Origin of the sequence: Marinoscillum sp. 108 (genome assembly GCF_902506655.1) — a bacterium.
GTDB classification, from domain to species: domain Bacteria; phylum Bacteroidota; class Bacteroidia; order Cytophagales; family Cyclobacteriaceae; genus Marinoscillum; species Marinoscillum luteum.
Map to the genome: position 1 here is coordinate 961,150 of NZ_LR734808.1, position 19,530 is coordinate 980,679.

Annotated in this window: 21 protein-coding genes; 7 read left to right on the plus strand and 14 right to left on the minus strand. The window is 45.1% G+C overall.

Features of this window, described 5'->3' with window-relative positions; translation table 11 throughout:
• Positions 1-3: 3 nt before the first annotated feature.
• The 3 genes from GV030_RS03920 to GV030_RS03930 are packed head-to-tail and all read right to left on the minus strand — an operon-like array spanning position 4 to position 3,009.
• Positions 4-960 carry a FecR family protein gene (locus GV030_RS03920; protein WP_159580013.1) on the minus strand — a complete coding sequence of 319 codons (957 nt, stop codon included), beginning with the start codon at positions 958-960 and terminating at the stop codon, positions 4-6.
• Positions 961-1,016: 56 nt separating this feature from the next.
• Positions 1,017-2,438 carry a carboxypeptidase-like regulatory domain-containing protein gene (locus tag GV030_RS03925; protein WP_159580015.1) on the minus strand — a complete coding sequence of 474 codons (1,422 nt, stop codon included), beginning with the start codon at positions 2,436-2,438 and terminating at the stop codon, positions 1,017-1,019.
• 4 nt (positions 2,439-2,442) lie between these two features.
• Entirely contained in the window at positions 2,443-3,009 is a 567-nt protein-coding gene (locus GV030_RS03930; RefSeq protein ID WP_221413282.1) for an RNA polymerase sigma-70 factor, read from the minus strand.
• Positions 3,010-3,091: 82 nt separating this feature from the next.
• On the opposite strand from GV030_RS03930, the gene GV030_RS03935 reads away from it, so the two are divergent.
• The 3 genes from GV030_RS03935 (at position 3,092) to GV030_RS03945 (ending at position 5,180) form a co-directional block, all read left to right on the plus strand.
• The gene (locus GV030_RS03935; RefSeq protein ID WP_159580019.1) at positions 3,092-4,039 is read left to right on the plus strand and encodes an AMP-binding protein; all 948 of its coding nucleotides are present in this window, start codon (positions 3,092-3,094) and stop codon (positions 4,037-4,039) included.
• A complete protein-coding gene (locus GV030_RS03940) occupies positions 4,036-4,740 on the plus strand; it encodes a hypothetical protein (protein WP_159580021.1) in 705 nt (234 codons plus the stop codon). Before GV030_RS03935 ends, GV030_RS03940 begins: the two co-directional genes overlap by 4 nt.
• A gap of 83 nt (positions 4,741-4,823) precedes the next feature.
• On the plus strand, positions 4,824-5,180 hold the full coding sequence (locus tag GV030_RS03945) for a DoxX family membrane protein (RefSeq protein WP_159580023.1): 357 nt from the start codon (positions 4,824-4,826) through the stop codon (positions 5,178-5,180).
• On the opposite strand, the gene GV030_RS03950 is transcribed toward GV030_RS03945, so the two are convergent.
• Genes GV030_RS03950 through GV030_RS03965 form a run of 4 tightly spaced genes read right to left on the minus strand, consistent with a single transcriptional unit; the run spans position 5,177 to position 8,416 of the window.
• Positions 5,177-6,223, minus strand: coding sequence for a PA0069 family radical SAM protein (locus GV030_RS03950; RefSeq protein ID WP_159580025.1), 1,047 nt, complete (start codon positions 6,221-6,223; stop codon positions 5,177-5,179). The genes GV030_RS03945 and GV030_RS03950 overlap by 4 nt on opposite strands.
• Before the next feature lie 40 nt (positions 6,224-6,263).
• Entirely contained in the window at positions 6,264-6,863 is a 600-nt protein-coding gene (locus GV030_RS03955) for a rhomboid family intramembrane serine protease (RefSeq protein WP_255465064.1), read from the minus strand.
• 15 nt (positions 6,864-6,878) lie between these two features.
• Positions 6,879-7,343, minus strand: a complete 465-nt coding sequence (locus tag GV030_RS03960; RefSeq protein ID WP_159580027.1) for a hypothetical protein — start codon at positions 7,341-7,343, stop codon at positions 6,879-6,881.
• Positions 7,344-7,399: 56 nt separating this feature from the next.
• Complete coding sequence (locus GV030_RS03965) at positions 7,400-8,416, minus strand: endonuclease/exonuclease/phosphatase family protein (RefSeq protein WP_159580029.1); 1,017 nt, start codon at positions 8,414-8,416, stop codon at positions 7,400-7,402.
• Positions 8,417-8,473: 57 nt separating this feature from the next.
• On the opposite strand from GV030_RS03965, the gene GV030_RS03970 reads away from it, so the two are divergent.
• Positions 8,474-8,788: a hypothetical protein gene (locus GV030_RS03970; RefSeq protein WP_159580031.1), complete on the plus strand. Its 315-nt coding sequence runs from the start codon at positions 8,474-8,476 to the stop codon at positions 8,786-8,788.
• On the opposite strand, the gene GV030_RS03975 is transcribed toward GV030_RS03970, so the two are convergent.
• From GV030_RS03975 to GV030_RS04000, 6 genes are all read right to left on the minus strand, one after another.
• The gene (locus tag GV030_RS03975) at positions 8,778-9,425 is read right to left on the minus strand and encodes a vancomycin high temperature exclusion protein (protein WP_255465067.1); all 648 of its coding nucleotides are present in this window, start codon (positions 9,423-9,425) and stop codon (positions 8,778-8,780) included. The two genes, GV030_RS03970 and GV030_RS03975, sit on opposite strands and share 11 nt — an antisense overlap.
• A gap of 31 nt (positions 9,426-9,456) precedes the next feature.
• The gene (locus tag GV030_RS03980) at positions 9,457-12,096 is read right to left on the minus strand and encodes a DNA gyrase/topoisomerase IV subunit A (RefSeq protein ID WP_159580033.1); all 2,640 of its coding nucleotides are present in this window, start codon (positions 12,094-12,096) and stop codon (positions 9,457-9,459) included.
• A 154-nt stretch (positions 12,097-12,250) separates the two neighbouring features.
• On the minus strand, positions 12,251-13,231 hold the full coding sequence (locus GV030_RS03985) for a DUF1028 domain-containing protein (RefSeq protein ID WP_159580035.1): 981 nt from the start codon (positions 13,229-13,231) through the stop codon (positions 12,251-12,253).
• A 1-nt stretch (position 13,232) separates the two neighbouring features.
• The gene (locus tag GV030_RS03990; RefSeq protein WP_159580037.1) at positions 13,233-14,450 is read right to left on the minus strand and encodes a S9 family peptidase; all 1,218 of its coding nucleotides are present in this window, start codon (positions 14,448-14,450) and stop codon (positions 13,233-13,235) included.
• Between the two features lie 28 nt (positions 14,451-14,478).
• Positions 14,479-16,356, minus strand: a complete 1,878-nt coding sequence (locus GV030_RS03995; RefSeq protein WP_159580039.1) for a DNA topoisomerase IV subunit B — start codon at positions 16,354-16,356, stop codon at positions 14,479-14,481.
• 154 nt (positions 16,357-16,510) lie between these two features.
• Positions 16,511-16,933, minus strand: coding sequence for a hypothetical protein (locus tag GV030_RS04000; protein WP_159580041.1), 423 nt, complete (start codon positions 16,931-16,933; stop codon positions 16,511-16,513).
• A gap of 81 nt (positions 16,934-17,014) precedes the next feature.
• Between GV030_RS04000 and GV030_RS04005 the strand changes: the two genes are divergently transcribed.
• From GV030_RS04005 to GV030_RS04015, 3 genes are all read left to right on the plus strand, one after another.
• Entirely contained in the window at positions 17,015-17,503 is a 489-nt protein-coding gene (locus GV030_RS04005; protein WP_159580043.1) for an RNA polymerase sigma factor, read from the plus strand.
• Complete coding sequence (locus GV030_RS04010; protein WP_159580045.1) at positions 17,491-18,102, plus strand: hypothetical protein; 612 nt, start codon at positions 17,491-17,493, stop codon at positions 18,100-18,102. Before GV030_RS04005 ends, GV030_RS04010 begins: the two co-directional genes overlap by 13 nt.
• A gap of 62 nt (positions 18,103-18,164) precedes the next feature.
• Positions 18,165-18,839 (plus strand): DUF2293 domain-containing protein, encoded by a 675-nt coding sequence (locus GV030_RS04015; protein WP_221413283.1) that lies wholly within the window; start codon positions 18,165-18,167, stop codon positions 18,837-18,839.
• Positions 18,840-18,844: 5 nt separating this feature from the next.
• Here the strand turns inward: GV030_RS04015 and GV030_RS04020 are convergent, their stop codons facing one another.
• Positions 18,845-19,522 carry a hypothetical protein gene (locus tag GV030_RS04020; RefSeq protein ID WP_159580049.1) on the minus strand — a complete coding sequence of 226 codons (678 nt, stop codon included), beginning with the start codon at positions 19,520-19,522 and terminating at the stop codon, positions 18,845-18,847.
• Between the last annotated feature and the right edge of the window lie 8 nt (positions 19,523-19,530).

Below are 19,530 nucleotides of genomic sequence, written 5' to 3' on the forward strand. Positions count from 1 at the left end.
CGACTACTTACAGCTATTCCCTGTAAATAATATCTTATCTGCAGTTTTCACATAAGTGAAATTGAATGTCTCAGCAATGATATCGACCACCTCATCAACGGTCTTTTCATTAAACTTAGCCGTAAGCACACAGTTTTTGAGCATCTGATTCTCATAATCAAATGTCACCCCATACACCTCATTCATCGTTTTAGAAACTTCATTCAAGCTGGTAGACTTGAAGGTAATCACCCTGGTTTTCCATGAGAGGAAATTATCATCAGTAATTTTGCGCTTCTTGATACCGCGCTCTCCTACCTGAATGATACCCATCTCCCCTTTCTCCAGGTTGATTTTCATAGCTCTTCTGCCAAACACCTCGGGGTTTTGAGCCATAGCCACTGATCCACTACTCACCATTACCTCCACGGCATTTCTCTCCTCACGGGCATCCACCACAAATGAAGTCCCCAAAACCTCCACAAGGACATTGGTGGTATTCACGATAAAGGGTTTATTTTCATTTCGTTCCACTTCAAAGAATGCTTTTCCTGTCAGAAAAACCTCGCGTTTGTCTTTGAAATCGCCAATGGTAATGCTGGCTCCACGCTGCAAGGTGGCAATAGTGCCATCTGGTAGCTCAAAGGGTGTCACCGTGGCAACCACCTGGCCATAGTGGTTATCTGCTTTCTTAGGATAAAGCGCAAACACCAGCCCCAATGCCACAATAATCGCTGCAGCAATTCTGAAAATTTTTTGGTTCCAAATCGGAATTATTTTCGGTGCGCTCTCCTCATCGGCCAAAATACTGTTCAACATGGCCGGATTTCCTTCTTCAATTGGTTGGGAGGCTAACCAAATTTTCTTGAACTCAAGAAACTCTTTTGAGTTATTTTCTGTGGCACTCCTCCACTCGTGCACGGATTTAATTTCTTCGTCCGATGCTTCTCCCGAAAAATACTTTGATAATACTTCTTCCATTTCCTTTAATACTCCGACAAATAAACAAATAACATGGATATACCCCCTATTCTTTTTCAGAGATTATCTGCTTTCGGGTCATAATCGGCAGGCATCAAATCTGCCACCCGCTCCCAGGACCAATACCCAATGGTGGTTAGGCCCAAAGGCTCTTTAATCTGACCGTTGTGATCCAAAGTAACGTAAGTACGTTTCAACTCAAGCATGGATTTCTGAGCTCCGGGCTGATGACTGTTGATCCCGGAAGTTGGACCTAATCCATTGGATGAAATCTCATCTTCATTAAGGCTACTTAGGTATTGGGTGCTTTCGACCTCCTTGTCGTAGCTCACCATTACATAATCATCAAAATCGAGCTTCCACTCATACCGATTGGTGCCTCGTGCAAGGATGTCATCTGGCTCTATCTCGACCATTTTCTTATTGAATATTTCGGAAACATCCTTGACACTATAAATTCTAAAGCCCTCTTCTTTGAGTTCATCAGCAATTAAAGACTTAAAGAAATGCGTGATTGACCCGTAATAACTCTTCATTCGGTTCTTTCGCCATTTCTTCCTGATTCGATTGCTCTCGGGATCCAATGGTGTAAACCGTGCCTTCCCATAAAAACTCGTGCGGTCATCGTCTCTTTCGAAATGCTCAAGCTCATAGCTCACCTGATACCCCAGCGCTTCATTCAGGATAATCAGTGGTTCCTGAGCTTCTCCTGTAAAAACCCGGGTATCTTCATTGTAAGAGAAATCCAAAGATTCAGCATTTAGTATTTCACATCGGGAGGCATTGGCAGAGGATCCCAGAAACTCCTTTTTAAACATCCTGTAGTACCTGGGCCACTCATCCTCAGAGACGATAGGGTCAGAAATGATCTCTATTTGATCCAGTGTCCGCACCTTGAAATCCAACAGCCCATTGATGGCATAAGAATTATTATTTTCGGCCTTAAAGGAATAGGAAGCCAGCTCATATGCCACATGGGAAAAAACCAAAATATAGCTTCCGTGCGGCACATCCGTCAGTCGGTAGTTTCCATACTGATCCGTCACTGTGCCGATGGTCGTTCCATTAATGAATACATTAACTCCCTCAATGGCGTTTTTAGATCTGTACTCACGCACCCAGCCGGTTATCTGCACCTTGCCTCTGCTGCCATCTACTCCCTCTTTCGAGACCCCTTGCTTGGCTCTGATGATGATCTGATCCTCGTACCTCGAATGCTCCAGCATGGTACCTACCAGGAGTATATTCAAGAGGTTGTCGATGTGGATACCTTTTCTGGTGAGGGTATACAAACTCCCTTTAGGGATGGCATCAGCATTGTAGGAAAAATAATACCCACTCTTATAGGTGATGCTGTCCAGTACAATTTCCAATGGAAGGTCCTTAAAGGATAAGGAAAGCGTATCTGTGGTGTCCTGTCCTTTTACCGAATGGAGAAAGGCGAACAGAACAAACCCAAATAGCCATTTCCATCTCATCGCCTCAATTAAGATCTTTCAGTTTTTCTCTTAATGTTTTCAGTGCTTTACCCATCTGAACCTCCACCGTTTTGATAGAGATGCTCAGGTGGTCTGCTATCTCCTGATATTTCAGTCCCTCAAAGCGACTGAGCTTAAAAATTTCAGAACACCTGGGAGGCAGGTTGTCAATGGCTTCAAAAATACGTTCCTGCACGTTACTGTTTTCTCCATCAGGAGAAGGCCCCTCTACAGCTTCTTCCATAAATGTGATCACGTACTGTCGATAAGAGTCCTTTACCTTTTGATGTTTGATAAAATTGAGGCACGTGTTATGTACAGACCTGTATAAATAACTTTTGATGGATGAGTCTGGAGCCAGTGTATCACACTTCTCCCAAAATTTCACAAAAACCTCCTGAATCACCTCCTCGGCATCATCAGGATCATCCATAAATCTCATCGCATAGGATTTCAACAATCCATAGTACTCATTGAACACAAGTTCAAAAGCGCGCTTATCTTTGTTGCGTAGGCGTTCTACCAGTACTTGATCAGGGTCTTGCAAACTATACCAGTTAATGTTATTCAAATTTGAAAGGCAAAAGCTAACCATTGGCGAGCTTAAAAGCGGAAAAATAAACCAAAATATTCTTTCCAATCTTGAATCTCGTGTGGTAAAATTCATAATCTCATGGCTCACGGGACAGAAGGAATTTGCTATGCCTACCTCTGGCTCCACGGGCACCCCGAAAGAGACACACCTTAGCCGCGAGGCGTTGCAATACAGCGCACGGCAATCAATGGAATACATAGACCCTACCGGAAGTTATCAAACTACTCTTCTCTGTATCAACCCCGACTACATCGGAGGGCTCATGGTGGTGATTCGAGCGCTGACGCATGATTTGGATGTGAGCATGGTGGCGCCAACTTCCAGATTGGCTGATGTCCTGGGCAAGGAGTGCTACGATCTTGTATCTATGGTACCCATGCAGGTACAGTACCTGCTTGATCATCATCCGGATACGCTTTTGCAATTCAAAACCATTCTAATCGGTGGTGCTCCCCTGCCTCAGGAGTACATTATTAAACTCAAATCACTAAAGGCCGTGAGGTGTTTTCAAACTTACGGGATGACTGAAACGGCCTCACACATTGCTTTGAAAAACCTGACCGACGGTGATGACAGTTTCGAGGTATTGGGAGATACCGAGATTCAGCAGGATAGCCGTGGATGCCTAAAGATCAAAGGGTCGGTAACAGACCACCAATGGATACAAACCAACGATGTAGTAGAAATGACAGATCCACGCCATTTCCGATGGTTGGGCAGAGCTGATTTTGCCATCAACTCCGGAGGAGTGAAAGTTCATCCTGAAATATTGGAAGCATCCTTAAGTTCTCAACTGAAAATGCCGTTCTTTGTGGCTGGATTACCAGACGCTTCTTTGGGTCAAAGGGTAGTGATGATCGTGGAGTCTCCAGAGCCAGTTACATTGGATTTCAGCCATATCAGTCAATACAGTCGCCCTAAAGAAGTCTATTACAGCCCAGGATTTTCCTATACTCCCTCTGGCAAGGTAAATCGGACTGAAACACTCAAAAAATTGAACTTATGAAAGTAAAAGTATCTTACCAGACGCTGCAACTGCCCCCTCCTCTTGCTTTTGCCTACACGTTGGAAATGGAGTTTCACGAGGAAGAAATTAAAATTCAGTACGATCTGGAGTTTTTAAACCGGGATGAGATTACTCTTGAAGAAATTGAAGAAGAAGGATTCAGTGAGAATGATGATTATAGCTGGACCGGCACCCTGGGCAAGGCATGGGTAGAGGACCTCTATGATGACCTCCTGGAAGTTGACCTGGAAGACGAAAGCGAGGATTTCAATATCTATCTGCACATGGAAATATCGCATGATGGTCAGGAAGACAGTGGTATCGCTGTAATGGCAGAAGATTGGGACTACAGGCTTCAGGAGGTGATACAGGCCATCTATGAAAAAGCAGGGATAGAGGATAAACTCAAGCTCAAGTTTATTCATCAGGCCAATGGTGAGCGGTCGTTTTACGAGCTGGAGGGCTCCTTTGAACACAAAACGTGTCAGATCAACCAAAAGGACATCAGCTGGGATGAACTGCATCAGTTAATGAGCGATGTGTACACCATAGACTTTGAGGGGGAATCGGTAGAAAAACCATCCGGGGATGGACTATGGATTGATCAGGACGCTATGTCTGGCTATCAGCTCTTCGATGAGCAGGCCGGCCCCAAGGCTGCTAAAATTAAATCGCGTATTTTGGACATACTGGAGCGATAGCCCATACCCATTTGGTATTCATAGGTTTAATGGTTAATTTTTATGTTGATACACTTATTTGAACCATTAACCTCTTATTGATTATGAAAAGTCTTGGATTCATTGGGAAACTGCTCTTTGCTCTGCCTTTTGCCATGTTTGGTTTTTTCCACTTCATGAATGCCTCAGCTATGTCTGGAATGGTGCCATCAGTATTTCCCGCACCAGAGGCGTGGGTGTATTTGGCCGGGCTTGGACATATTCTGGCAGTAGTCGCCATCATAATTGACAAAAAAGCAAAACTAGCTACCATGCTCCTCGGGATCATGCTATTGTCATTTGCACTGCTGGTTCATTTCGGTGGATTTATGGATGGAGATCAGGGAGACACAGCCAATTTCCTAAAAGCTACCTCCCTGGCGGGTGCAGCCTTTTTTATGAGCAGCAAGCTGACCAATTAAACATCGAACAGATTGTAATTGCCTCCCTTCCTGAAAATGCTCAGGTTAAGGGGAGGCATTGTTTTATCCTCAAAGTACTTCTTCTTCGAATTTTGGAAAAGCTGATCGATCATCAGCGCATAGTTACCTGCCCCGTGTAGCCTTCTTTCCCAATCGGTATCATTGGCCTTGCCTCCATGAAGCTCCTTGATCTGATTCATGGTTTTTTCGGCTCGATCAGGAAAACTCTTTTTTATCCAATCCTCAAAAATCTCACGAATTTGACCATTCAGTCTCACCACAGTGTATCCGGCTGCCAGTGCGCCATGCTCCGATGCTGCCTTGAGGATGGCAGGAACCTCAGTATCATTGAGGCCTGGTATGATGGGCGCGTTCATCACCCCCACCGGCACACCCAACGCACTCAGCTCCCTGATGGCATTCAGTTTTTTCGTAGCTGTAGCAGTCCTTGGCTCCAGTTTGGCCCTGAGAGACTCATCCAGTGTAGTAATGGAGAAGTAAACATGCACAAGAGATTTCTCCGCCAGAGCCTGAAGTAAATCCATATCCCTCAAAATCAGTGCATTCTTGGTGATAATGCTCACAGGGTTTCGGTACTTGAGCATAACCTCCAAAATACCACGGGTGAGTTTCAGGTCTTTTTCTATTGGCTGGTAGCAATCGGTGTTACCGGAAAGCATGATGGGCTGAGGCTTCCAGGAGATTTTGCTCAGCTGCGCATCCAGCAGCGCAGCCACCTTATCTTTCACAATAATCTTACTCTCAAAATCCAGCCCGGCACTGAAGCCCCAATAGGTGTGGGAGTTGCGTGCATAGCAATACACACATCCATGCTCACACCCCTGATAGGGGTTTACCGAGTAAGTAAATTGCAAATCGGGACTGTTGTTTTTGCTCAGTACATTCTTTGGGGATTCATGAAAGATAGTTGTATTTGGCCGCTCCTCCTGTGTGTACTCGTCTATCCCTTCATCATGGTACTGCCCCATGGATTGCTTAAAAAATGGATTTGAGGGATTGTACTGCGCGCCTTTACCTTTCATATTAGTAAATATACTAATATTATTAGTTAAGCTAAATATATTAGCTGTATACTTTCCGTATTTTGCTAAGTCCGAAAGCACTGCCCATCCCCACTATAAATCCCATCAGGTGTGACTCCCAACTCACAAAAGAATCCTGCGGATAAATGCCGTAAATGAGCCCTCCATATATGAGCAGCACAATGATGGAAATCAGTATAGAGCGAAAGTTTCTGCGAAAAATCCCGAAAAAGATCAAAAAACTGGCCAGTGCATACACCAGCCCACTCGCACCAATGTGGTAATATGGCCTGCCTATAACCCACACCAATACATTGGTCAGAAAATAACCATGGAAAAATACCTGAGTGGCAATCCTGTCATAAAATATGTAAACGGCGCTCCCAAGAAATAAAACTGGAAATGTATTGCTAACAAGATGAGAAACAGACCCGTGAATGAGGGGCGCGGCGAGAATTCCGATCAAACCACTGACTGTTCTGGGAAGAATACCCAGAAAGCCTAAATCTATGTAACCATAGAACTGAATGCTAAAGCTGAGCCACATCAGAAAGACTAACCTCAGAGGTGGTATGACACTGGATCTGTACATTGGTAAGCTAAAGAAACAAAAAAAGCTGCCAGTGGCAGCTTCTATCATTTAAATATTATTGGTTTATTTACCTGGCTCCTTGATCATTTGAAGCTCAATCAATTTTGACTCTTCGTAGCTCACAGACAAATATCCAAGGACGCCACCAGATGCCTCAGCTATTTTCTTAGCCAGTTCCTTGAGTGAGGCATGTAACTTCACACCAAAATTCTTATCCATTTTGGGAAGAATAAAATTCAGTTTTCTCAACTCGGCCGTCAACACCTTATTGCGCTCTTCAGCACTTTCAGGAAGCTCATCTATTAATTTATTGAATTTAGACTCAAAGCTCTCCCCTACTAACTTGTAATAATCTACCAGCTGCTCTCTCGCTCTACTCTGCTTGCTATGTGCCACGTCTATGGCTTCTTTTCTTTCGCTCTTGTCAATATTGCCATCAGCGCCCGCTATCAGGATTGCTACATACACCGGGGCAGTCAGCAAAACATCAATCTCTTCTTCTCTTAGGTTTTCGAATTCTTTGATCATTATTGTGTCTATTGAAACTCGCTCGAAAATAGTAAAAAATGAGTGTTTACCCGTAATTAATTCTCATCATTTTCACCCCGTAGCACAAACTTCATCAGTAGAGGTAAGTGATCGGAAATTTCTCCTGTTTCGGAGATTACACTTTGTCCCACGCTTGTGATAAAATTCTCATTGTAAAGTATATAATCGATCATCTGATAGGGCTCCCTACTGTTGAAAGTATTGAATGACGCGGGTGAACTTTCATAGGTCAAAGAGTCTACAGCTGACCGTATATGTTTGGCGGACATGATCACACTCATGGCATCATCTGGCTGCAGGTACTCCGGCGGGCTGTTAAAGTCACCGATCAGCAATACCGGGAGTTGATCCGAATAGGATTCGAAGAGTTGCTTCACGGTCTCGGCCTGTGCCAGTCTGGTCTCCTGGTCGAAAGCCTCCAAATGAAGGTTCATCACACGAATGGTATCCCCAGGGGCCAATACGAGATCACACACCTGTACCAGTCGATCGATATAAAAGGCATTGTATACAAAAGAAGTGTTGATTGGTTTGATCAGGGTGATGGTCTGTGCGTTAGCCACCGGAAACATGGATAAAATAGCCTGACCGGAGAGCATTTTTCCAAACTGATGCCCCAATGGCCAGTAGGGAAATGGCACGAATTTCTTATCCCAATTCACAGAACGGTAGGCATAGGGATAGTCCAACTGCAGGGCCAAACTATCCAGCTGGTTGTACATAAAGGAACGCTGCGAACCGAAATCAACCTCCTGGAGACCTATCATATCCGCTTCGATCCTTTCAAGGGTTTTCAGAGCCACCGACAAGTTCTGGTGATACAATTCCTCTACGCGTTCCACCGCGAGATTATTGGTCATCCCAGATAGATAGCCTATATTGAACGTCACAACGCTGAGGGTGTCTGATCGCTCAAATTGCTTTATCTTGCTGTCATATTGCGTTGTACTGAAGTGTTGATCTTTTTCCAGATTGCCTTCTGAAGCGACAATAAAAAGTGAGGTAATTCCCAGAGTAACAAAAAAGAGTAGAGTAATAATTATTCTCGCCATTCGTGCGTGTTAACTGGGAGCAAGTTAAATTTATTAGAATTTACAATGCCTGATAATATGGATTTTTCATACTTGATTTCGATCAGTGACGGTGATACGGCGTTCATTCAAGAATTTATATCGACGTTTGAATCCAACTCAACCAGTATCATAGAGAAGCTCAAAATTTCCCTGGAGACAGGTAATTTTGACAGCAACAAAAAACTCGCACATCAACTAAAGCCTTCCCTGGAAATGCTGGGGCTTGCCAGCCTAGAAATAGCCGTTGGTATACAGGAGCAACCTGAAACGGTGACACTGGAGCAGATCCTGCAAATAGAAAGTGAGTGTAAAGCTGCGGTTCAGGAGATGAACAATCGCTTCAATCTATAGGGAGTTTTTCTTTTTCACCCAAAAACTTGGGTCCCCTATTGAAAACGTAAAGGTCCAGAACCGTATTAGTACGTGCCAAAATCTCTCGAATGGCCAAGGATAGCGGTAGCTGGTCCTTATTGTCTGCAGAAAAAGCAACGGCATCCATGCCATAATAATCCGCAATGAAAAGTGCCCGGTAGCAATGAAAATCCTGAGTGATAATGATCAGCTCATCCTGGCCAAAAATGAGTTTTGAGCGAACAACCGAGTCCAGGGTACGGAACCCCGCAAAATCCAGAGTGATATCAGCCTGAGACACCCCCAGAGCCATCAGGGCATTGAGCATATCCTTTGGTTCGTTATAATAAACTGTGTTATTATCTCCACTCACAATGACATGATCAATCACCCCCCGATGATACAGCTCGGCAGTGGCGTCTATTCGTTCTTTAAAGTACTTGTTGGTACCGCCCTTTACTGTCCGCTTGCTGGTTCCCAATAAAAGCGCCACCTTCTTACTGGGAACCTGAGTGATATTATAATAGATCTGACCGCTTGTACTTGAAATGATCCAGAAATTGAGGCCTAACACGAGTACGCTGACAGCCCCAACCATGATCACCGTATACTTAGCGATTTTCTTGAGCAATTGCATTTAGCTTTTAATTGATTTGTCCTTTACAGGCTTAGTCTTCTTCATCTTTACTTTTCCCTCCGAAAAGCCCCAACTGATTGTCCTCTTCCTCCACTTCATGCTTAATATTGCTCTTTAATGCCTCCAGATCCACTGCTGTCTTGCCTGTTTCTTCTTGTTCTTTTTCATCATCCACCTCCTCTTCCTCTTTTTGAGGAGTGACCTCCGCGGCAGAAAGAATGTTCTGATATGGGCATTTATTACCCAGTGCTTTCCATCCTTTCACGTCAATGACTTCTGCCAGATCCAATTGGGCAGTTTCATTTTTGCGCCCGTCCTTATAAGTAACGGAGATCAGTGTATTATCGCTGTTATTGGCAAAAATAAGTTTAGAGCCTTTGGCTTCAGAAACAAAACTGAATCGCTTGTCAAGGGTGGTTGTCTCTATCAGGAATCGCTTGACGTAATAGACCTTATTGCCAGCGTCATAGTGAACCGCATTGATCGGTAAATCCTTTTCATGCTTGAAAAGCCCAAGAACCTGGTTGGGTTCATACCTGTTGGTGAGTTCAAAACTGGTCAGTTCATAGCTCCCATCCTTGTAAAACACAATGATATGATCTTCCGCTTTGAAGTTTCCCAGGTGATTACCTCTTTTGTCCGTATTGAGTCGGCCAATCACCTCATCATACCATACATCCAGACCACCTAACGTAGATACTCCCGCCGACTTAAACTGCACCTTTCTTACGGGCTGTTTGGTGAGGATATTTCCTCCGGCTCCTCTTCCTTTGATTTCAATTTCTGCAAAGTCAAAGTCAAAAACCTTCTTACGCGCCTTGCTGGCCGGAGTGAGATACACGGTCACTACCTCCGCCTCTCCATTAGGGTTGGCTGAGAAGTAATGAACCCGAGAACCTTTGCCCCCTTTGGTCAGGTCATATTCCCTATCTCTGGTCACCGAAAGCACCTGAAAGCGCTTCACCATACTGCGCCCACTCTTCCCGTCCACATAAGCCAGGTTATAGACCATGCGCTCATCGGCTTTGTTAAATACCCCGGCGTAAATAATGTTCTTACCTACAAAGACCTTTTCCTGTATTCTGGTTACCTGGCACACACCATCCTTGCGGAAAATGATGATGTCGTCAATGTCAGAGCATTCACAAACAAACTCATCTTTTTTAAGTCCATATCCAATAAATCCATCCTCCCTGTTCACATAGAGCTTAGCATTATTAGCGGCTACCACAGCAGCTGATATGGTATCGAAGTTGGCAATTTCGGTTTTGCGTTCCCGGCCCTTGCCGTATTTATCCAACAGATTCTTGTAATAGGCTATAGCAAACTCGGTAATGTGTGCCAGATGGTGCTCTGTCTCCTCAAGTTCTTCAGTGAGCTTACGCATCAGTTCATCTGCCTTGAAGGCATCAAACTTGGAGATCCGCTTGATCTTAATTTCCGTCAGCCGGATAATATCATCCTGAGTAATGTCCCTGTAAAACTGAGGTTTGAAAGGGTCCAACCCTTTATCAATGGTCTGGAGTACGGCTTCCCAGGTCTCACACTCCTCTATGTCGCGATAGATCCTGTTTTCGATAAAGATCTTTTCGAGGGAAGAAAAGAGAATTTTCTCCATCAACTCACCTCGTCTGATCTCCAACTCCTGCCTCAGTAGCCCCACTGTTTGGTCCACCGAATGCTTCAGGATCTCTGTCACATCCAAAAACTGTGGTTTATCGTCGTAAATCACACAGGCATTAGGTGAAATGGACACCTCACAATCGGTGAATGCATAAAGTGCATCAATGGTGATATCTGGCGAAGTGTTTGGTGCTAACTGGATCTGTATCTCAATATCCTTGGCGGTATTGTCAATAACTTTCTTGATCTTGATTTTACCCTTATCATTGGCTTTGATGATGGACTCAATGAGTGAGGTAGTGGTGGTGCCAAACGGGATATCCTTGATGATCAGCGTCTTACTATCCATCTCCTCGATAACCGCCCGTACTCTGACCTTTCCGCCTCGCTTACCATCATTGTAGTCTGATACATCTATTTTCCCTCCGGTCAGAAAGTCCGGATAGAGCACTACTTTCTTTCCTTTCAGGATATTGATTGCTCCTTCTAAGATCTCGCAGAAATTATGCGGAAGCACTTTGGTGGATAAGCCTACGGCTATACCCTCTACTCCCTGCGCCAGTAGCAGCGGAAACTTGACGGGAAAAGTAACAGGTTCCTTTTTACGACCGTCATAGGACAGCTGCCAGGTGGTGGTTTGAGCATTGTATATGACATCCAGCGCAAACTTCGAAAGGCGTGCCTCTATGTACCTGGCAGCAGCAGCACTGTCTCCTGTGCGCACATCTCCCCAGTTACCCTGCGTATCGATCAGGAGGTTCTTTTGCCCAATATTGACAATGGCATCACCAATAGACGCATCACCGTGAGGATGATACTGCATGGTGCTTCCTATGACGTTGGCTACTTTGTTAAACCGTCCGTCATCCATTTCCTTCAGGGCATGGAGTATCCTGCGCTGTACGGGCTTGAGCCCATCCTCAATGGCCGGTACGGCTCGCTCCATGATCACATAGGAGGCATAATCCAAAAACCAATTTTCATACATTCCCGAAACCGGGATTACTTCATGCAGCTCTTCTTCTTCTCTGCCGTTTTCTTCACTCATGAGATCCTGTATTTTGACTTGCTATAGAATTTACATTTAGATCCAAATTCCACACGTTACTCTTTATTTCATTTTATCACTCCCTCGGGGAGTTTCTTATCTGCTTAAAATCATTCTATTGGATGTATGTCCCGACCTACAACCTCCACAGACGTCACTGTGCCAATATTGCCTGAAGCTGGTCATCCGAAACGTTCAATACACCATTTTTAATCAGTCGGGGGGTGAGCGTCCGCCAGTGTTCGTCCTTTTTGAAAATAGATTTGAACATGGGAAGTGCCTCACTCATTTTGTTAGTATTAGCCAGGTTGATGGCATGCCAGTATTGCATTTCCAGGTTATCAGGAAACATGCCTTCGGCTTTCTCATATAGCTCGCTCGCAGCCACAAAATCCCCTGCTTCCACAGCCAGGTCGCCCTTATTCATATATTCGTAAGCCTGATGCACCTCCCATAGACGCCTGATTTCCACCAAAGGCTCTGCATGGTCATCCACCCGAATGTCTACTTTACGATCCAACCATAGTTTTCCTGTAGGCTGCCCCGAAACCACCAATACTGCCGCTGATTGCTTACCTCTGATGTCTCCTCCGGCAGCTTGTGCCGCTTCCAAAGCGACAATCAGCCTCTCGGCCAGGGGTCCTTTGGCATTCTTATACGCTTCTGCCATTGCCGGCCAAACCTTGTCATTATCCATCAGGTTAGCCTGTACGGCAAAGTTTCCCCCAACCAGGTGTCCTGCAGCCGGAATGTTTTTAGCTCCCGTATGGGAAGCTGCCAAACCGCTTGCATCCACAATCCCAAGCTGACGGTAGGCTTCTCCTTCATCACTTTTGATCAAAGCCTCCAACACCTGCTCAGCATTCAACCCGGTCTTTAAAAGCGCAAGGCCTTGCGGACCAAAAGCAGGATTGGAAAAGGACTGGGTAGCTATGGCCCCTACTCCGGCTTCAGCCCAGGTAACTACGGTGCCCACCGAAAACCAATGAGACTGAACCGCAACACCCAAATCCCCTGTCTCAGGATCGTATGCTACTATGGAGTAAGTATGGACCAACGGATGCTCTTTATTATACTGTGCGTTAGCCACCCAAAACACCATCAGGGAAATACAACTCAGAACAATCTTTCTCATCTCAGTCATTTTCTAATCTGAATATTTCACTCGCAAAATGCTCAATATAAGGACCCACACCCGTGCCATGAGTGCCTCCCGACAATGTGGTGAATGAAACCACATTAGCAGAAGCTCCATTGGCAATGAGTTTTGCATACACATCTACCGAATTTTGATAAGGAACCGTAATATCTGCATCCCCATGATACATAAACATCGGAATGGTAGGTGTCCAGTCTGTCAGGCTATTTTCAAGAAAAGCCTCTTTCACAAAAGCGTATGCCGGCATATCAACACCCGCAATAAATTGGGGGTTTAACAATATTGAAAGCTCGTCACTCAAGAGTGCATTGATTTCACCTCCACTTTTGGACCCATCAAAATATCCTGGAATGGCGGCAGCATAGGGTTCATTAAAAAACACATTTAACTCCTGATTCCAATCATAAGTCGTCTTGTAAGCATAGGCCACATAAGCCAGGAAAAAAGGCTGATGATAGGTATCAAGCGTAAAGAAGTATTCCTGAAAGGCTTTGACATCATACCCACCGGAAGATGGGAAAGATGCTTTCAGGTCATAGTACGCCATACCCACTTCCTCGACATACTTGTGTGTAGCCATGGTAGCATACCCGCCCTGAGAATAACCAGCCAGATACAATTCATCATCGATGGACATTTCCAAATCCGCCACCAGCTGCCTGGAAGCATAAATGCCATTGACGACAGAAGTGGCCGTAAGGTCTTCCACATAGTATGGATGCATGAGATCACCCGATGCTCCAAAACCGATAAAGTCTGGCAGGATCACCACAAGCCCTGTGCTAGCCAATGCCGAAGCAAAAATGATTTGACCATCTGAAAGCTCCAGATTGGTTGGGGCCTCTGCCTCCGAAGCAATGGTACCGTGCTGAAAGCTGACTGTGGACACCGTATCCTCCGTATTGGGTAGCATAATCACTGCCGAGGCGGTGATGGAATCTCCCTTATAGTCAGTCTTATAAGTGATTTTATACAAGGTCACATCATGAACCATCAGGTTAACATCCACATCCAAACCGGACAATGATATGAAGGCACGCAGATCCCCTGCAGGACGTGAAAATATGCGGGTGGCTTCTACGAGCGTTTGTGGAGATGCCTCTACCTTTTCTTCCTTAGGAGTGACATCCTCATCCTTGCAACTTCCGAGGAGCATCAGCATCCCGAGGCCACCTCCCAATATCCATAATTTCATCTCCTTCATCATCCTGACTTTAAAAGTTCTATACCAAAATAGGTGCGTCTGATTCCTTGTCTACCACATCCTTTTCTATACGGAGTTTGTCGATGATAAACTCCTGACGATCAGGGGTGTTTTTACCCATGTAAAACCTCAGCAGATCCTTGATCTTGGTATCCTTCTGAAGGATAACAGGCTCCAGTCGGATGTCCTCCCCTATGAAACCACCAAACTCCTCGGGCGAAATCTCTCCCAATCCTTTGAATCGAGTGATCTCGGGTTTATTTCCTAATTTTTCGATGGCTGCCTTACGCTCCTCATCACTATAGCAGTAGATGGTCTCCTTTTTATTTCTCACCCTGAAAAGTGGGGTTTCCAGAATATAGACGTGGTTATTTCTAACCAACTCAGGGAAAAACTGAAGGAAGTAAGTCAACAGCAGTAATCGGATGTGCATACCATCCACATCGGCATCCGTGGCAATCACGATCTTTCTATACCTCAGTCCTTCCAGACCGTCTTCTATGTTGAGTGCATGTTGCAGGAGGTTAAACTCCTCATTTTCATACACCACCTTTTTGGTTTGCCCAAAGCAGTTGAAAGGCTTACCTCTCAAACTAAAAACCGCCTGAGTTTGTACGTCTCTTGACTTGGTGATGGATCCGCTGGCACTGTCTCCCTCGGTGATAAATACCATGGTCTTCTCCAGCAACTCATCTGAGCCTTTTTTGTCGTCATAGTGAATGCGACAATCTCTTAGCTTCTTATTGTGAAGATTGGCTTTTTTGGCCCGTTCATTGGCCAGTTTCTTGATACCGGCAATTTCTTTCCGCTCTCGCTCCGACTGAAGGATGCGCTTGAGCAATGCGTCTGCGATCTGACTATTCCTATGCAGGTAGTTATCGAGCTCTTTCTTTAGGAAGTCATTAATGAAAGTTCGCATGGTAGGCCCTTCCTCAGCCACATTAATGGAACCCAGTTTGGTCTTGGTCTGGCTCTCAAAGACCGGCTCCTGAACCCGCACTGCTACCGCACTCACGATGGATGCCCGGATATCTGAGGCCTCGAAGTTTTTTCCGTAAAAATCCCTGATGACCTTCACTACTGCTTCCCTAAATGCCGCCAGGTGTGTACCTCCCTGGGTAGTGTGCTGTCCATTCACAAAAGAGTAATACTCTTCCCCATACTGATTAGCATGGGTCATGGCCACTTCTATGTCATTGCCCTTAAGGTGGATGATTGGATATCGCAAGGCTTCTTCATCTGTCTTGCGCTTCAGTAAGTCCAGCAGACCATTCTCAGAATGGTATTTTTTACCATTGAAATTGATCGTGAGTCCTGCATTCAGAAAGGCATAGTTCCAAAGTAAGTTCTCGAGGTATTCGGGTATAAAGTGATAATGTTTAAATACCGTGTCATCTGGCTCGAAACTAATGGCTGTTCCATTGCGCTCCGATGTTTTTTCCACCTTGGCATCATTGGTGATTTCACCTCTTACGAATTCTGCCAGCTTGGTTTCCCCATCTCTGAACGACTGTACCCTAAAATAAGAACTCAAAGCATTGACGGCCTTGGTTCCCACACCATTCAGTCCTACAGACTTCTGGAAAGCGCCGGAATCGTATTTTCCACCGGTGTTGATTTTACTCACACAGTCCACCACTTTGCCTAGTGGAATCCCACGGCCAAAATCCCGTACCTCCACCTTTCGGTCAGATACTTTGATGTTGATGGTCTTTCCGTGTCCCATCATGTGCTCATCGATACTATTATCGATGATCTCCTTCACCAATACATAAATACCATCATCGTGAGCCGAGCCATCGCCCAGTTTCCCAATGTACATCCCGGGTCTCAGTCTGATGTGTTCTTTCCAGTCTAGCGACTTGATACTATCCTCGGTATATTGTACTTCTGCCATACGCGCGTTTGAAATCGGATGATTAAACCATTGATTTGATCAACTCAAATCGGAATTTATACAAAAAAACAGATTTAGAAAGGCCTTAAAATCAGTAGTGACTTGAGCCTTTAAATGAATTGAAAAGCCTTAAAATATTGCAGATCAAGTAGTTTTAGGCCTTTTTATAGATCATATAAAATAATCCTAAAATCCAGGAAAAAATAAGGGCCGGTCCCAAGTAGTTCAAATAGGCAAAGCCGGAGGCGTTGAGGTGTGCACTGTTATTGAGTACCCCAATGAATCCTACGAGAAGAGTCAGGCAAATATTAATCACAAATGCTCCGCCCCTTACCCAGGCCTTTACGTCCTCATTTTCAATTTTACCTTCAAAGAGTTTTTGAAAAGCCAGCATCACAAGGTTTACGATCACGAAACCAGCCACCACATAATAGAAAAAGGTCTCCTTGTGTAACTGCAGACTACCTGCACCTGGTTCCAACGCGACCATGATGGGTAAGTAGGCATATACCAGTACGAGAATGATCAGGAAAAGAATGATGGAAAGTAACTTGAGGAAACTAACGACTCTAAGCATATTTAATTAAACGAAGCTGTAATTTTCAAATGTCAAATCTTACTAACTGCACAAAAGTAGGTCACCCCAAGCACAATCACCTTGACTGAAAAAGAATTTATAACAGCAATTCAAAATCATACCGGGATCATCCACAAGATCCTGTATCTGTACGTGGATGACACGGAAGATAAGCGGGACCTGAAGCAGGAAATCCAGCTACAGGCCTGGCGTGCCAAGGATCGTTTCAGGGGAGACTCCCAGTTCAGCACCTGGCTGTACAGGGTGGCACTTAATACGGTATTTACTTTTAATAGAAAGCGAAAAATCTCCTCCACCAGCCTGGATTCAGCAGCAGAACCCATCCACCATCTTGCTGAAAAAACCGAGCGATCAGAACTACTCCTGAGAGCCATTAAAAACCTGAATGATGTGGACAAAACGATCATAACACTCCATCTGGAAGACTATGACAATGGAGAAATTGCCGATATCACCGGCCTGAGTAAAAACAACGTGGGTGTAAAGCTCCACCGGATAAAGGAAGCATTGAGGAAAAAACTTAACGAAAAAGCCCAATGGACGAACTAAAGCAAGCCTGGGAAGAAATGACTTCCGACAGCAAGGATTTAACCCAGCTGTCTGAGGCAGAAATTAAGGGCACAACCAGCGTAAAATCCGCAGGTGTGATAGAAAAGCTACGATCTGGGGTAAAGAAGAAGTTGGCTTATGCGGTCTTTTTCACATTAGCCATTGGGGGCGGTATTCCTTTTGCATTTCCGCTGGCCTCTCAAATCCTGCTCACCATCCTCTTTGTTGCTTATCTCGTGGGTGCGGTATTGCTCTATCAGGAGTTGCAAATACTCAACAGAGGTGTAGACATGACTCAGGATGTACTACACGGACTCACTACCTACCGCGACCGTATCAAACGTGTGCTCAGGTATGAGGAGTCCACTGCCCTGGCCCTCTACCCTGTCTCCATTTCCGGTGGGTTTTTCCTGGGATTTCAGCTGGTAGATCGCGAAGCTCAGATTATGACCCAAACCATTCACTGGGTTTTTCTGGTCATTACCATCTTGCTCTTCACCATAGGTGGTCACTGGCTGGCCAGGTGGATGAACCGAAAGGCTTTCGGGCAGTACCTGGATAGATTGGATGAAACCATCGAAGAATTGAGGGGAATTTAACGCACGGGAAAGTTCAGTATTTAGGTGCTTCTCCTATGTTTGCAGCCCAAACGCTCAAACCAATGCATCAAATACGCCTCATGCGGCCTGGATCTGATGGTCACATCATCAACGAGTATGGACTACCTGAAAAGCCTCCCCATGATTGGGGTTTTCTACCTGCTGGAGATGCTGCGGTCACCAGAAAGGTGACTGCTCTAGGAGACTGTTGGCGGATACAAATCAAGAAAGGAAGGCGCCTGCAATCACTTGGGATATGGGCACCAAAGGATAATATTATCCGAGCCAAACAGGAGGTAAAAAACATGCGCTCCACCCCTGATTATGCCAAAAAGAGAGCCAGAGCGGCCAAATCACGAGATCAAAAGCAGGCAGCATATACTGCAGAATTTGAGCAGGCAGTCATCAACTTCCTCAACTTTCACCCAGTGTACAAAGCATTCGAAACACAGATGGCCAAACTAATCACTGCTCATGCCATTCCGATAGGCAGTGGTACAGTGGCTCGTACTCAGATGATCCCGCTCTCTGAAAGAGCTTCAAGAGCCGTAACAGCATGGATGCGACATCAAACAACAGAATATGATCGGATGAAAATCGCCAGGGTGAAAGGAGAAAGACGAGCTGTGCGCCGAAAGCTTGCTGAGCGCTCTTCAGGGCTCCTGAAAGCCTACAGAAAGGGTGAACCCATTGCTCCTGAATGCCCACTCCAGAAGGCTTTGAAGCGTACCAACTGATTGTATCAGTCCTTCAGCATGAATAACTCCATCCTTTCGGCATGAGCCGGATCATAAAATAGCATCGGGGCTCTCAACTTCCTGATGGCAGCTTCCAGGTTCGTAAAGTTGGACTGGGGAATGTGCAGAGGGATTTTGTAGAGAATAGGGTCTTTTTTATCAATAGGGAACGGCACTCTGGACTGATACAAATAAGGTATAAGGGTTGCATTGCAATTCAGCGCAACGCGTGAAACCTGATGGGCCTCCAATAGCTCTGTGAGGGTAAGATTGATCTTCTCGAAAAACTCTGTGGTAGCCGCCAGCCTCACCCTGGATCCGGCTCTCGATTTCCCCTTTTTATTTAAATATTTGATCTGACTGAACCCCTGCTTTTTACGGGTCATATAAGCGGAAAATGTGGTATGATACACATTGTTGCTGCCATGCATAATGCAAATAGCAGCATTCCCAGACTCAATTGTCAGATAAAGCACACAAGCGGCTTGCTCAGGAATGGAAAAGTCCTTACGCACGGTGAGATGCAAGGGCAATCGGATGAACCCTAAAGATTCATTGTGTTCATCATTCAGTACTACCAAATGCCGCTTGAGGTCATAGACCGCATGTGGAAACTCCCGTTTAACCATATCCATTAACTCACTGATTGGCAAATGGTACAAATTGGCTTTGAGCTGATCCATGAATGACC

Excerpts from the sequence above, each read along its gene's own strand:
- GV030_RS03980 (WP_159580033.1), bottom strand. The coding sequence starts at position 12,096 with ATGAGTGAAGAAAACGGCAGAGAAGAAGAAGAGCTGCATGAAGTAATC.
- GV030_RS03985 (WP_159580035.1), bottom strand. The coding sequence starts at position 13,231 with ATGAGAAAGATTGTTCTGAGTTGTATTTCCCTGATGGTGTTTTGGGTG.
- GV030_RS03960 (WP_159580027.1), bottom strand. The coding sequence starts at position 7,343 with ATGATCAAAGAATTCGAAAACCTAAGAGAAGAAGAGATTGATGTTTTG.
- GV030_RS03970 (WP_159580031.1), top strand. The coding sequence starts at position 8,474 with ATGGATTTTTCATACTTGATTTCGATCAGTGACGGTGATACGGCGTTC.
- GV030_RS04015 (WP_221413283.1), top strand. The coding sequence starts at position 18,165 with ATGCATCAAATACGCCTCATGCGGCCTGGATCTGATGGTCACATCATC.
- GV030_RS03955 (WP_255465064.1), bottom strand. The coding sequence starts at position 6,863 with ATGATAGAAGCTGCCACTGGCAGCTTTTTTTGTTTCTTTAGCTTACCA.
- GV030_RS04010 (WP_159580045.1), top strand. The coding sequence starts at position 17,491 with ATGGACGAACTAAAGCAAGCCTGGGAAGAAATGACTTCCGACAGCAAG.
- GV030_RS03945 (WP_159580023.1), top strand. The coding sequence starts at position 4,824 with ATGAAAAGTCTTGGATTCATTGGGAAACTGCTCTTTGCTCTGCCTTTT.
- GV030_RS03975 (WP_255465067.1), bottom strand. The coding sequence starts at position 9,425 with ATGCAATTGCTCAAGAAAATCGCTAAGTATACGGTGATCATGGTTGGG.
- GV030_RS04000 (WP_159580041.1), bottom strand. The coding sequence starts at position 16,933 with ATGCTTAGAGTCGTTAGTTTCCTCAAGTTACTTTCCATCATTCTTTTC.
- GV030_RS03950 (WP_159580025.1), bottom strand. The coding sequence starts at position 6,223 with ATGAAAGGTAAAGGCGCGCAGTACAATCCCTCAAATCCATTTTTTAAG.
- GV030_RS03940 (WP_159580021.1), top strand. The coding sequence starts at position 4,036 with ATGAAAGTAAAAGTATCTTACCAGACGCTGCAACTGCCCCCTCCTCTT.
- GV030_RS03965 (WP_159580029.1), bottom strand. The coding sequence starts at position 8,416 with ATGGCGAGAATAATTATTACTCTACTCTTTTTTGTTACTCTGGGAATT.
- GV030_RS03995 (WP_159580039.1), bottom strand. The coding sequence starts at position 16,356 with ATGGCAGAAGTACAATATACCGAGGATAGTATCAAGTCGCTAGACTGG.
- GV030_RS03920 (WP_159580013.1), bottom strand. The coding sequence starts at position 960 with ATGGAAGAAGTATTATCAAAGTATTTTTCGGGAGAAGCATCGGACGAA.
- GV030_RS03990 (WP_159580037.1), bottom strand. The coding sequence starts at position 14,450 with ATGAAATTATGGATATTGGGAGGTGGCCTCGGGATGCTGATGCTCCTC.
- GV030_RS04020 (WP_159580049.1), bottom strand. The coding sequence starts at position 19,522 with ATGGATCAGCTCAAAGCCAATTTGTACCATTTGCCAATCAGTGAGTTA.
- GV030_RS03925 (WP_159580015.1), bottom strand. The coding sequence starts at position 2,438 with ATGAGATGGAAATGGCTATTTGGGTTTGTTCTGTTCGCCTTTCTCCAT.